Below are 13,135 nucleotides of genomic sequence, written 5' to 3' on the forward strand. Positions count from 1 at the left end.
AAAGGGGTTCTGCGAGGGCCAGTGTGCCATCACCGACGGATATGCGTACGGTTTCGGGCCTGTCACCGACGCCAACTACGACAGCGTACGCGCGGTGTGCGAGGCCGTCGGGGAGAAGTCCTGCGTGGACAACTGACCAACAATGCCGGCTCAGCTCGGGGCCGGCGCGCACCGGCATCGGCCCCGACGGGGACCCAGGGCCTACTGCAGTAGCGCACCGATGGGAGAGAGCAGGGCACAGCCGATAAACGCCGTGTGCCGGTCGAGCGAATTGCCCAGCCGGCGCAGTGCCTCCACATCGTCGCGTATCGACCACAACCGTTCCGCTTCCGTCCACGCAAGATTTCGGGTGAACTCCACAATGCGATCCTCGTACCAGTCGTCGAGTCTCCCGTTCAGCCGGTCGATAAAGAGCTGCCAGGTCTTCAGATAGCTGCGCCGCAACCCGGGTATCGCCTCGAAGAACACCTGGTTGATGAGCAGATAGTCCTGATGCTGTGCCTCTTTCGACGGGCCGGACCCCAGCGCCTTCCAGGTCGAGAGCAGAGCGAACGGCAGATCGAAGTTGACATGCGCGTTCACTCCCGCGACCGCGGCGGGCAGGGCGTGCACGCTGCGGTCGTTCAGCCGCCTGAAGAGTACCTTCCAGGCCTCCGGAGTATCGGGATCCGATTCTCCCCAGAGGCGGAGCGCGTTGAAGTAGCGCTTGGCGAACTCGACGTCAAGCAGCGTCAGGAACACCGGATCCTGGAAGTCCCCCTGCCGCAGGCGTTCAAGGATCATGCTGGTGATGGTCCAGTACAGGTGGTTGAAGTCGGCAATCGGGTTCTGCTCGTTCTCCGGAGTCGCCTTCTGCAGCATCACCTTCAGCTCGCCCAGCTGGGCGACAACATCGGAAACATCGCTGGGGCTGTCTGCGACGATGTTGGTGATCTCCTGTTGCACGGTTCCCCAGACCAGCTGTTTCATACGGCGCTCCACTTCGTCCTCGGCGCGGACCCATCGACATCATGCTTGTCAGCTTCGGTCCGGTCCACCGGTTTTATGGCGCCTTTGGGCGCGGGTCACCTGGCAGGAGCTTCAGGAGCCACCGCTCCGGCGTCCAGGTGCTCAGCTAGCAGGATTCCAACGCCCAGCCGTCAGGGCATCAGTGTAACGACGTATTTTGGGAAAATAGATTGTTTATCGTCGGCGCGCGACTCTTTTCAGTGGGGCGCGACAGCTCACTGTCGCCGATGTTGGTTGCGCTGGTAGATGGCCGTAGCCTGCACTCGGGTACGAACCCCTAGCTTTTCAAGGATATGTGTGATATGGACCCCGACGGTGCGCGGGCTGATGTACAGGAGCTGCGCGATCTCGCGGTTACGGTCGCCGGCCGCGACCCGCGCGAGCACCTGTAGTTCCCGGTTGGTGAGAACCGCCAGTTCGTCGACGTATGCGCGCCGGCCAGCGGAAGGGGTCCCGGCGGCCGTGGCGGGGGACGCCGCGCCAGGTTGACGCGGCGCGCCGTGCTCCCCGGAGACCGGTGGACCAGAGGCCGGTCGCTCCGGCAATGGGACCCGCGCGCGCTCCGCCAAGCCCCTGATTTCTTCAAGAAAGGGATGGGCGCCGAGATCCGTGGCGGTGCGGTAAGCATCTTGCAGAGCATGGGTCGCTTCAGCATTCCGAGTACGTTGGGCGAAAAGCGCCTCAGCCTGACGCAGCCGAGCATACGCGGCCGGGTACGGATGCTTACGGCGTTCCCAGGCCGCTGCGGCCCGCGCCCACGCCGACGGTTCGGAGCGTCCTTCAAGCCGGCTGATCTCAGCCGAGCACAGCTCCTGGTAGCCGGTGACCGCCTCGCGTACCGGTCCGGCCGCGGTGGCGCTGTCACGAGCGATGCATTCAGCGACCTGGCACAGGCGGCGGACAGCCTGCCCGTCAGGTTCGGCGCCGCCGCTGCGGGCTTCCGCCTCGGCGCGCAGCCCGTGCCAGACCAGCGGAGCCTGCAGCCAGACATCGTCGGACCGGCTTTCGGCCAGGTCAAGCCCCCGTTGTATCGCGTCGCGGGCCTCGCCTGGCCGGCCGCGCCACATGGCGAGCCCAGCACGCAGAGTAAGCAGCGGCAAGATGTGCCGGGCGCCGCCACCGGCGGCCAGCAGCGTGTCGATGGCTTCCAAGTCCCGCTCAGCGGCGTCCAGGTCACCGTAGCCGATGCGTACCCGGCAGCGGGCGAGTAGCAGCTCCACCGCGTCCGCGCCGGACGGTCGATGGCGGAAGGCCGCGGCTATCGCCTCTTCCGCCTGCGCCCACCAGCCCAGCCGGAACAGGCCGTTGGCGGCCACGGCCAGCAACCGGGTGCCGTAGGTGCGGCCGAGCCCGTCCCGCTCGGCGCGGTCCGCGCCGTGGCGGGCCACCGCTACACCCTCCTCCAGCTCGTTGAGCGGTCCGGTCAGCAACTCGGCCAGTTGAACGTAAGTACGGGCGATGTCCACCAGGCCACCGAGCCGCTCAGCCGTGCGCAGCGCGTCCCGCACGGTGACCACGCCCGCGGTGGGATCGTCCAGGTAGGCCTGGCTGGCGCCGAGCACGGCACCGGCGAGAACCATGGACGAGGCGGAGTCCTCGACGCCGCGGGCCAGCTCGAGAGCCTCACAGGCCCGCTTCCCAGCGTCAGCGTGGCGGCCCAGCAACAGCAACAGCTCCGCGGAGTGCGCCGCGGCGGTCGCCTTGTCCGGCGCGGTGCACCGATCGTCCTTCAGCGCTCGCTCGTACTCGACCTCGGCTTCGGTCAGGCGGCCGAGAGCCGCCAGGTAGCGGGCCCGGCGGATGTACACCCCCCACGGCGGCGGGGCCGCGCCGTACGCTCCCGGCTCTTCCAACAAGGCCAGCGCCCGCTCATGCTCCCCACACCGATGGCCGGCTTCGGCGGTGCTCTGCCACAGCACGGTCATGTCGACATCGACCGATTCGCCACCACGCAGCTCCCTGGCCAGCTCCAGGGCGTCCGTCCAATGGTGGAAAGCCTCGGCCAGCCCGTGCAGCCGTTCGGCGTCCTCAGCGGCTGCCATGGCGGCCTGGAGCGAGCGGGCCCGCTCGCCGGCCAGCCGCCAGTGATAGGCCAGGCTTGCGTTCTGCAACCGCCCGCTGGACCGGGTCGACAGCGCTTCGGCGTACCGCCGGTGCAGCCGGACCCGCTCGCCCGGCAACAGGCCGGGCTCCAGCACTTCCTTGATCAGTCGGTGGTGGAACCAGTACCCCTCCTCAGCCGCCACCAGGATCCGCTTGTCCACCGCGGTCCGGACGGCCTGGATCAGCGGCACCTCCTCAAGGTCCACGACCCGTGCCAGCAGCTCGTGCTCCACCGGTTTCACCGCGGCGGCCAGCGCGCTCACCACGGTTCGCGCCGGTAACGGCAGCAGGGCCACCCGGGCGAGGACGATCTCCCGCAGCGTGTCGGACAGGCCCACGCGCCCATCGCGGGCGTCGCGGGCCAGCTCCTCCACGAAGAAGGGGTTCCCGCCGCTGCGTGTCCACACCAGATCCATCGCGGCCGGATCGAGCGGGCCTCCCACGATCGCAGTGGCCAGCCGCTCCGTCTCCGCCTGGCCCAGCGGTGACAGCTCGACCAGGCGCACGGACCGCAACCGCCGCAGCTCCATCAGCATCAGGCGCAGCGGATCGCAGCCATGCAGGCTCTCCGCCCGTACCGCGCCGAGCAGGAGCAGCTGCACACCGCCCAGACCAGCCAACAGATAGAGCAGCAGCTGCCGGGTGGTCCGATCGGCCCACTGCAGATCATCCATGATCAAAACAAGTATCCGGCCGTCGGCCACCGTGCCCAGCCCGCGGGATAGCCGCTCCAGCAGCGCCCCAGCGCCGTCGGAGCTGGTGGCCTCCCCATCCAGGATCTCCATGAGCTCCCGCAACGCGGGGGCAGCCACCGGCCTGGCCCGCTCCCATTCCGGCGAGACGCGCAGCAGAGCCTGCCGCAGCGGGTGCAGCGGCGACGCGTCACCGATGTCCAGGCAGGAGCCGGACAGCACTACCGCGCCGGCCCGCGACATTTCCTCACCAGCCGCGGCCAGCAGGCGTGTCTTGCCCACACCGCTGTCTCCCACGACGAAGACGGCGGCGGTCTCCCCGTGCTCCACCTTGAGCAGCGCAGCCCGCAGGACCGCGAGGTCCTCGCTCCGGCCAACGAACGGGCACTCGCCCCCGGCCGGCTTCATAGGCCGCGGCGAGGTCGGCCGGATGTGTCAATCAGATCTCCGACATGAAGAGTGCAAGTTTCAGACATACGTCGTTCTACCGATCCTCGGATGGTCCTTTACTGGAACCGTTTCACCTGTCCGCTCGGCCAGGCAGCAGACGCCCGCGACGGGTGCCTGGGCGACCCGCCGGTACCCGGGCATAAGCCACCGGAAGATGTGGCCCCCGCACGGCGGGTGTGGTAGTGGCTACGACAGGAGGAGATCATGGAAATTCCTGCGGGGCGAAAGACCGGTGACTGGTCGAACAGTTGCCATCCTTACATGGTGAACTGCCATCTTTGCACGATGAACGCGTACAGGCTGCCATGTCACAACGCGGTCGGTCCCGCCCGCCGATATCGAGCCCGGAGCGGCACCCCGCAGGAACCCCCGCCCATTAGCGCCACGCGGGAGGAGCGGCGGGTGGTTACCGTGCTCTTCGTGGACATGGTCGGCTTCACGTCGCTTGCCAGCAGCCTGGACCCGGAAGACGTGCGAGCGCTGCAGACCGAGTATTTCGTAGCCGTGACCGAGGTGGTTCACCGCTGGAACGGCGTGGTGGAGAAGTATGTCGGGGACGCGGTCATGGCCGTTTTCGGCGTCCCACGTTCCGACGGCTACGACGCCTTCCGGGCGGTACGGGCCGGAATGCAGCTGCGGAAGGCTCTGCATGACAGGTTCATGCCGAGCGGACGGCTGGTGCGGACAAGGGTCGGGATCGCCACCGGTGAGGCATTGGTTGATCTCGCTGCCGCGGTGAACGGCGGTCAGGGGTTCGTCAGTGGCAACGTCGTGAACACGGCGGCACGGGTGCAGACTCAAGCCACCGCAGATACCGTTATTGTCACCAATGACACACACAACGCCACAAAATCCTTCATCCGATACCGGCAGCTGCCCCCGGCCACCGTCGCCGGTAAGCCGGAGCCACTGGAGCTATGGCGGCCGCTCGAGGTCACGACCGGCCCGACAGCCGCGGATCATGACAAGGAGGTTCCCCTGGTCGGCCGACGGGCGGAACTCGGTGCCATGGCCGGATGGATCGAACACGCCCGCCGCGACGGAACACCACAGGTACTGTCAGTAGTCGGGCCAGCTGGCAGCGGCAAGTCGCGCCTGGTCCGCGAACTGGCCCACCTCGTGGGCGCCGGCGCGGGAGAGCCGGTGCGGTGGCAGATCACTCGATGCTCACTCGACGGGAGCCTCGCCGGGGCACTCGCCGAGATGACGGGCGGCCCGGTGGCCGTCGACGGCGCCTCGAGCACCGTGGCCCCCCAGCAACCTGCCGTCCTGGTGATCGAGGACCTGCACTGTGCCGACGCCGCCACCACCGGTGCCGTACGGGATCTGGTCACCACCGCGTCGCGGCCACGGCCCTTGGTGATTATCACCACATATCGGCCCGATATCCCGGATTTCTCCTGGTTCAGGGCCGACCACACCGTCCACCTGGGTCCGCTCGACGCCGCCGAGACGAGCCTGCTCCTGCGTCAGCTGCTGCACCGGGCCGGACAGCCGCCGACACTCGTCCGCCAGCTGCTCCCGCTCGCCTGCGGAAACCCGATGTACGCCGAGGCGTATGTCGAGGAGCTTGCCGGGCAGGGCACGCCAGCTCGCTCGGACGCCGGCCCAGCGACGCCCGAGCCGGTGCGCGCCGCCGTATCGGCCCGGCTCGACCGGCTCGACCCAGCTGATCGGGCCGCGGTGTTCGCGGCCTCCGTCCTCGGTCAGCAGGTGACGGCCAGTGCGCTTGCCTTCCTGCTCCGGACCGATCGCGACCACGCGCGCGCGGCCCTGCACCGGCTGGCGAAGGCCGACCTGATCGTCCGGCAGCCGGTGTCCGCCCTGGCCGCCTGGCCCGAGTACAACTTCACGGATCCCGCGGTGAGCGCGGTGGCATACTCGCAGCTGCCGCGTACCGCCCGGACCGACCACCATGGCCGGGCCACCCAATGGCTGGACGGGCTGTCCCAGCTGACCCGTGCGACCGGCGCCGAGCGACGTGCCCGCCCGCTGGGTGACCGTTCTCGATCTGACGCGGGTACTGTGCGGCGTCGCACCACATCGTCATCGTCCCGCGGCACGGCACGCGTTCACCGGTCCGGCAGGCGGCATCGTCCCAACGCACGCCACGGCAGGCCGGACCTACCGGCCGATCGCCACGGCGGCGCGACGGGTCCTGTCCTCCGCTCGGCCTCCGCCGCTGTCCAGCTCGTCGGCTCCACGCCAGGCCGGACAGCGATCCGGGGCCATCGCCCCGGCAACGGCGTTGACCGAGGCGCCCGAGCCGGTCGGGATACCGCGGCACGCCGCTGTCAGCGGCCTCCGTGTGGACGTGGCAGTCTCCGCCTTCAACCGGCCCAGGCCATCTCCGCTGGCACCCCGAAAAGTTTTGATGTGGTTCAGCGGAGCGCTGGTCCATGTCAGCTAGCGGACTGGAGGCGCGTTGTTCACCAAAACGTTGACCCGCCGGTCACAATAGACCGATGTCGCAGGATCCGACCATTCGCAGCCCGTTTTCCAATATTGATCAGATGCAACCTGGTTTCATCGATTCGATGCTCGCGGCCTTGGACGGAATGGCAGCCCATCCGGAGATACAACGGGTACGCAGGGCAGCGCAACGGGCGCTGCGGCCAATGCCCGCCCAGCGGCTGCTTGACGCTGGATGCGGCGGCGGTGAGGTTGCCCGTACGATCGCCGCCAAAGTCGCGCCGGTAGGCGAGGTCATCGCCCTGGATTTCTCCGCCGCCGCGCTGGCGGTGGCGGTCCGGCGACACGACGGCAGCGCCGTGCATTATGTCGAAGGCGACGTTGCCGCACTCGATTTCCCCGACAGCAGCTTCGACGGCGTGCGCTGCGAACGGGTATTGCAGCACGTCACGGACCCGGACCAGGCGATCGCCGAGCTTGTCCGGGTAACCCGGCCTGGTGGCCGGGTATGTCTGATAGACACCGACTGGGAGTCGATGGCGGTCGACGGACTTCCCGAGGAGCTGGTGGCCACCCTGAAAAGGCACCTGTACAACCAGGTGCTGTGCCACCCCAGTATGGGCCGCACCCTGCGGCGGCGCCTGGTGCGCGCGGGCGCGACGGAAATCGAGGCCACGCCGGTCACATGCTGCTTCGCGGACCCGGGCGCGACGACCTCCGTGCTGCCGATGTTCGATGCCCGGATGTCGGCGGCGACCGGAATGATTCCCGACGGAATCCGTGACGAGTGGTTCGCCGCGGTCGATACGGCCGCCGCCCGCAATGAGTTCCTCGCGACGCTGACCATCTGGGTGGCGACGGGCAGACGATCATATACGCCCAGCCACGCGGCCGAGGAATCATTATGACAACGGAATACAACTGGCGGAGATGGGCCCCGGCTGGATGTCCTGGGTTCTTTTGCTACCCATTGTGGGCACACCTGGAAAAAATCCGCTGAACGACGGCTTTCAGCAACGACAGCCAGGCAGGGCGAAGCGGGGCGACGTGTCGCCCACGCGGCACAGCTGCCACCGCCCGTCAGGGTGCTGTGCCGGGCGCGAACCAGGGATTCCGGCCAGCACTGCCCCGGCCTCGGGGCGGGCTTGGGCCGACGGCCTTCAGCGCTGGATGGGCGGGGCCGACCCGGGCATGACTATCCGCTCCGGGATACGCAGCGCGGCGAGGACATCCGCGTACATGCGGGACTTGATAGCCCCCAGCGTCCCGGCGGGCTTACCGGCCAGCGCCCTGGCCGCGTCGACCGCGGCCGGCAGCACCTTGCCCTCGTCGGCGACAGCGTCGATGATGCCGATGGCGAGCGCATCGTGGCCGCCGTACCGACGGCCGGTGGTCATCGCCTCATGCGCGGCGCGTACCGGCAGCCGTGCCTTGAGCAGTTCGGTCATCCCGATGGTGAACGAGAAGTCGATGTCCACCTCGGGCAGGCAGAAGTACCCGCGGTCGGCCCGCATCACCTGCTGGTCGTGAGCCAGCGCGAGCATCGCCCCCGCGGCGAACGTATGGCCCTGCAAGGCCGCGACGGTCGGCAACGGCAAAGACAGCACCCGGGCGAACAGCTCGTGCACCTGGACCAGGAACTGGTCAACCTCACCTAAGTTCCCAACCATCCACGCCAGGTCGAGCCCGTTCGACCAGATCCGGCCACGGGCCGATGTGACCAGAGCTTTTGGTCCCGGCGCCGCCACCACCTCATCGAGCAGCTGGTTCAGCTCACCGATCGAACCCGGGTTGAAGCGGTTCTCGCCGTCACCGAGATCGAGGACGAAAACCTCGCCGTCGCGGGTCAGGTCTGCCATCTGCTGTGCCTCCTAGAAGTATCCGGAGCCGCGCGGGACACTGGCGATCGGTTTGTTCCGACGGCGCCGGACGGCACCGAATCCGCTCTGTCCATCGGCTCGAGCGAGCCGCGGTACTCGATCATCACATCCGCATGGCACATCCTGGTAACGCCTGCCTCACTCTCAGCGGGACGATATCTCGTTCACCGAGCCGACGCCCGGTTGGGCGGCTGGGGCGGCTGGCTGCTGGCGATGCCTGGGCGAACGCGTGGCGGTTCAGAGCAGCTGTTTCAGGTTGACCGCGGCGTTCACATCACGGTCGATCACAAGTCCGCATTCCTGGCAGGTGAAGATGCGCTCCGACAGGGTCAGGCTTGGGTTTCCCAGCCACACAGGGCAGCGACAGCCTGGCCGAGGAAGGCCGTCATGGTCGGGACGGCGGTGTACGGCCCCAGCCGCCGGCCCAAGGCGGGTGGCTGGCCGACGACGCGTTCTGATACCAGGTGCGCCGTCACGCCGAGGACCTGGTCGCCGGCCTCGCAGGCGCCGGCCCGGTCCCGCTGTCCGCGCTGATCATGATTGCTGGACGCCGTCGGGCCATCACAGGTTCGCTTCATGGCAGAAAGGAAGGCGGGTGCCCCACAACCGCGGCGTCAGCCCGCGGCCAACCGGAGCCGGACCGCTGAAGGATCCCACGCAGGATGGTGTCGACCACGCACGCGATCCGGGAGCCGCTGACATCGCTCGAGCGTCCGGTGTACTGCCAGTACGCGACGGAACCGATCAACATGTCAGTGACCAGATCAACGTCGGTGTCGGGGCTCAGCTCACCCGAGGCAATGCCACCGCGCAGGACCGCGGCGACGCGCTCCCGCGCCGGAGCCATGACCCGCTCACGGTAGGTCTCGAAAAGGTCCGGGTGCGTCTCTTTCTCCGCCAGGAGCCTGGGCATAATACGCCCGGACAGTGTCTGGATATTGTGCCGACGCACGGTGTTGAGCCATGCAACGAGATCATCTCGTATCGAACCGGTCTCGACCCCCCCGGAGACGTTGGCAAGCGTTGCCAGCGCATCCGAAACCAGCGCATCCTTGCTCGGCCATCGTCGGTAAACCGTTGCTTTGCCGACACCAGCCCGCGCGGCGACCGCCTCCATCGACAGCCCGGTGAAACCGCTTTCGGCGAGTGCCTGTAAAGTGGCGCCGATAATAGCCTCGTCACGGCGGGTGTCGCGAGGACGCCCCGGCGGGCGCAGCGGTGGGTCGGCTTGGACCGTTCGCGCCGGTCCGGACGCCCGCCCGGCTGGCACCGTCACCGCGCGTACCATATCGGCGCATGCCGTGTCGGCGCCCCGCCCCGGGGACCCCCGAACCTCCTGCGCCGCGCCACACGCCGGGTCGCGTGCCGCATCGCCCGGACCCGTCTGCGTCCTACCCCGCCGTGCCCACAATGCATCATCGATCCCGCCGTCCGCCGTTTCGACCCGACCATCAGGACGTACCTCGATAATTCAAGATCGAAGCTTACGGTGAGGTGCGTCCAAACGCATTCGTTTGACAAGCCATCGTCCGGATGGGTCAACTTCCCCCGCCTAATCAGATCAACTACCAGATCAGCAGGAAGCGGTTGGAACCGCGCACAGCGCGCATCCGCCGACGATGGCACCATGGTGAGCACGCCGGGACGCGCCAGCGCCTGGACGGACTCACAGGAGATCGGATGGAAACCTCAGCGGGAGTGTGTTCGCAGCTCACCTCGGTAGCTACGGAGGCGGCAACGCTGTACGGTGCGCCGATTACGGCCGAGGCATCGAGCACGGCCGAGGCACCGGCCCAACCGGGCACGCTGGGTGGCCGCTGGCCCCGGCGAGGCAGGACGACTGTCCGGGACGTGCAGGCAGCAAAGAATCGCGGGGAGAAGTGGGCGATGCTCACCGCCTACGACGCGACCACCGCCCGGATCTTCGACGACGTGGGCATCCCCGTGCTACTCGTCGGTGACTCAGCGGCCAACGTCATCTACGGCTACGACACCACTGTTCCCGTCACCGTCGACGAGATGCTGCCGCTGGTGCGGGCGGTCACGCGCGGGAGCACCCACGCGATGGTCGTCGCGGACCTGCCCTTCGGTTCCTACCAGGGGTCGGTGGAACAGGCCCTGGCCACCGCGGCACGCTTCCTGAAGGACGGCGGCGCCCAGGCCGTCAAGCTGGAGGGCGGCGCTCGGGTCGTGCCACAGGTCTCCGCGCTGGTCACGGCCGGCATCCCGGTGATGGCCCACCTCGGGCTGACCCCCCAGAGCGTGAACATCTTCGGTGGCTACCGGGTGCAGGGACGCGGGGACGCGGGCGACGCGCTGCTCGCGGACGCGCTCGCGCTGGAGGCCGCCGGCGCGTTCGCCATCGTGCTCGAGGTCGTCCCGGCCGAGCTGGCTTGCCGAGTGAGCAAGGAACTGACCATTCCGATCATCGGCATCGGCGCGGGCGCCGGCTGTGACGCGCAGGTTCTGGTCTGGCAGGACATGGCGGGACTCAGCGGCGATGATGGCCCCAGGTTCGTCAAACGCTACGCCGACCTGCGCTCGACGCTCGCGGACGCGGCGCTGCGGTTCACCCGGGAGGTCCGCGGCGGCACCTTCCCCACGATCGAACACACGTATTCCTGATATTCCCGGCTGAACGGTAGAGGCTCCGGCGGTAGGGCGCTCGATCAGGCAGCGGCGTCCGGGTGGATGCATCACGCCGCCGGCGGCTTCCCGGCCACCGGTGCCGGCAGAAACGCGGTCATGAATTTCTCCAGGCGTCCGGCAACCGGGTGGCAAGCTGCGCACCGAGCACCGCGCGGGCCGACACCAGCGATGGTCCGTACCAGGTCAGGTGACGGCCTGACACGCATACCGCCGGTGTTCCCGCAAACGCCTCCGGTCCGTCTGTCGGGCTGAACGGATACGGCTCGTCGGGCAGCACCACGAGTTCGCAGGTGGTCACGTCGTCCAGGCGTATCCGGGGATAACGCTCGGGATGGTCGGCCAGCACGTTGTCGACGCCAAGCCTTCGCAGGAGGTCACCCGCGAAGGTTTCACGCCCCAGTGCCATCCAGGGCCGTCGCCACACCGGAATCAGCGCGGTCCGCCGACGGCCGGTGTACGGCGCCGCCCATGCCGCGCGTGCGGCGTCCAGCCACCGGGGCCGAGCGAGCCCGCAGGCATGGCGCAACATACGCTCGAGGCTCACCAGAGCGGCGTCCACCGTGGTCGGCGCGGTCACCCACACCGGTATCCCGGCGGCCCGCAACCTATCAAGATCAATTTTTCGGTTCTCCTCGGCGTTGGCACAGACGACATCCGGCGCGAGCGACACGACCTTGGAAAGATCTGGGTTCTTCGTCCCACGGACGCGTACCACGTCCAGCCCGGCCGGGCGGACACACCAGTCGGTCGCACCGACCAGGAGCCCGGGCCCGGTGACCGCGATGGCCTCGGTGAGGCTCGGCACGAGCGAGACCACACGGGCCACCCGGCCGGGTACGTCGACCGCAAACCCCAGATCATCCATCCTGTGATCATCCAGGAAAGACGCCGGTTTCGCACGGTGGCACACGTCGGGAGACACCGTGGCAACGCCAAGCCCCGCCGGTTCTACACGTCTGTCACACGCAGGCCCGCGTGCGCCTTGTAGCGCCTGTTCACCGAGATCAAGTTCGCGGTCAGGCCCTCCACCGAAGCCGCGTTTCGCAGCTTGCCGGCGTAGACCCCGCGCATCCCGGCGATCCTGGCGGCAAGGGCCTGGACGGTGTCGGTGGCGTGGCGGTCATCGCCCAGCACGAGGATGTCGGTATTCACCTCGTCAACTGTCTCATCCGCCAACAGCACCGCACTGACATGGTGGAAAGCGGCCACGACCGTGCTGTCCGGCAGCAGCGCCGCGGCCTGCTGGGCAGCGCTGCCCTCGGGAACCGGTAGCACGAACGCGCCGCCCTTATCGAAACCGAGCGGGTTCACGCAGTCCACCACGATCTTGCCTGTCAGTTCCGAGCGAAGACTGACCAGCAGTTCCCCGTGGCCTTCCCAGGGCACCGCGACGATCACGATGTCACCCCGGGCGGCAGCGGCGGAGTTGTCCGCCCCGGTGACAGCCAGACCGGCCGCGTTCAACTGCGCGGCGACATCCCGCGCGCGATCGGCCGAACGCGAGCCCAGCACAACCTCGTTGCCGGCGATCGCGAGCCGGCGACCGAGACCACGGCCCTGCGGGCCGGTGCCGCCGAGAATCGAGACCGTCAACAGCGAGACATCAGGCAGATCGTGAGGTGAACCCATGGCCGTATCCTGCCGCACGACCCGCTTTCGGGGCACCGTGACCGCACCCGGCTGATCGCCATTGATCCGTTCGGTGATCCGTTCGGCCACCGGACGATCTCTGGCCATCACGATCAGTTTTTCCGGCGACAGCACAGATCACGATAGACGATGGTTCCGGTCACCCATCGGCGGCTCCCAACCCGCACACGAGCGCCCGGCAACAGAGAAGTGAATCAAGGAGTGGGGTTGAGGTGCGCGCAACGCGAAGCGATCAGGCGGAGGGCGAAACGATCGAACATCCATCGGACACGCCCTAAGAGCGCCCGAGGA

General features: G+C 68.1%; 11 protein-coding genes. 3 read left to right on the top strand and 8 right to left on the bottom strand.

What is annotated here, in order from left to right:
- Positions 1 to 201: 201 nt before the first annotated feature.
- Positions 202 to 969, bottom strand: coding sequence for a DUF5995 family protein (locus MJ797_RS16610; protein WP_239335841.1), 768 nt, complete (start codon positions 967 to 969; stop codon positions 202 to 204).
- Between the two features lie 254 nt (positions 970 to 1,223).
- Complete coding sequence (locus tag MJ797_RS16615) at positions 1,224 to 4,211, bottom strand: helix-turn-helix transcriptional regulator (RefSeq protein ID WP_239335843.1); 2,988 nt, start codon at positions 4,209 to 4,211, stop codon at positions 1,224 to 1,226.
- A gap of 444 nt (positions 4,212 to 4,655) precedes the next feature.
- Between MJ797_RS16615 and MJ797_RS16620 the strand changes: the two genes are divergently transcribed.
- Entirely contained in the window at positions 4,656 to 6,953 is a 2,298-nt protein-coding gene (locus MJ797_RS16620; RefSeq protein ID WP_239335845.1) for an adenylate/guanylate cyclase domain-containing protein, read from the top strand.
- The gene (locus MJ797_RS16625) at positions 6,872 to 7,573 is read left to right on the top strand and encodes a methyltransferase domain-containing protein (RefSeq protein ID WP_239335847.1); all 702 of its coding nucleotides are present in this window, start codon (positions 6,872 to 6,874) and stop codon (positions 7,571 to 7,573) included. The genes MJ797_RS16620 and MJ797_RS16625 overlap by 82 nt, the downstream gene beginning before the upstream one ends.
- A 252-nt stretch (positions 7,574 to 7,825) precedes the next feature.
- On the opposite strand, the gene MJ797_RS16630 is transcribed toward MJ797_RS16625, so the two are convergent.
- From MJ797_RS16630 to MJ797_RS16645, 4 genes are all read right to left on the bottom strand, one after another.
- Entirely contained in the window at positions 7,826 to 8,524 is a 699-nt protein-coding gene (locus tag MJ797_RS16630; protein WP_239335849.1) for an enoyl-CoA hydratase-related protein, read from the bottom strand.
- A gap of 258 nt (positions 8,525 to 8,782) precedes the next feature.
- Positions 8,783 to 8,899 carry a zinc ribbon domain-containing protein gene (locus tag MJ797_RS16635; protein WP_374582406.1) on the bottom strand — a complete coding sequence of 39 codons (117 nt, stop codon included), beginning with the start codon at positions 8,897 to 8,899 and terminating at the stop codon, positions 8,783 to 8,785.
- On the bottom strand, positions 8,875 to 9,123 hold the full coding sequence (locus MJ797_RS16640; RefSeq protein WP_239335909.1) for a hypothetical protein: 249 nt from the start codon (positions 9,121 to 9,123) through the stop codon (positions 8,875 to 8,877). Before MJ797_RS16640 ends, MJ797_RS16635 begins: the two co-directional genes overlap by 25 nt.
- The gene (locus MJ797_RS16645) at positions 9,120 to 9,821 is read right to left on the bottom strand and encodes a TetR/AcrR family transcriptional regulator (protein WP_239335851.1); all 702 of its coding nucleotides are present in this window, start codon (positions 9,819 to 9,821) and stop codon (positions 9,120 to 9,122) included. Before MJ797_RS16645 ends, MJ797_RS16640 begins: the two co-directional genes overlap by 4 nt.
- Before the next feature lie 404 nt (positions 9,822 to 10,225).
- On the opposite strand from MJ797_RS16645, the gene panB reads away from it, so the two are divergent.
- Complete coding sequence (gene panB / locus MJ797_RS16650; RefSeq protein ID WP_239335853.1) at positions 10,226 to 11,170, top strand: 3-methyl-2-oxobutanoate hydroxymethyltransferase; 945 nt, start codon at positions 10,226 to 10,228, stop codon at positions 11,168 to 11,170.
- A 118-nt stretch (positions 11,171 to 11,288) separates the two neighbouring features.
- Here the strand turns inward: panB and MJ797_RS16655 are convergent, their stop codons facing one another.
- Positions 11,289 to 12,059 carry a helical backbone metal receptor gene (locus MJ797_RS16655; RefSeq protein ID WP_239335855.1) on the bottom strand — a complete coding sequence of 257 codons (771 nt, stop codon included), beginning with the start codon at positions 12,057 to 12,059 and terminating at the stop codon, positions 11,289 to 11,291.
- A gap of 83 nt (positions 12,060 to 12,142) precedes the next feature.
- Complete coding sequence (gene npdG, locus MJ797_RS16660) at positions 12,143 to 12,823, bottom strand: NADPH-dependent F420 reductase (protein WP_239335901.1); 681 nt, start codon at positions 12,821 to 12,823, stop codon at positions 12,143 to 12,145.
- Between the last annotated feature and the right edge of the window lie 312 nt (positions 12,824 to 13,135).

This window comes from Protofrankia sp. CiP3 (assembly GCF_917627345.1).
GTDB lineage: Bacteria > Actinomycetota > Actinomycetes > Frankiales > Frankiaceae > Protofrankia.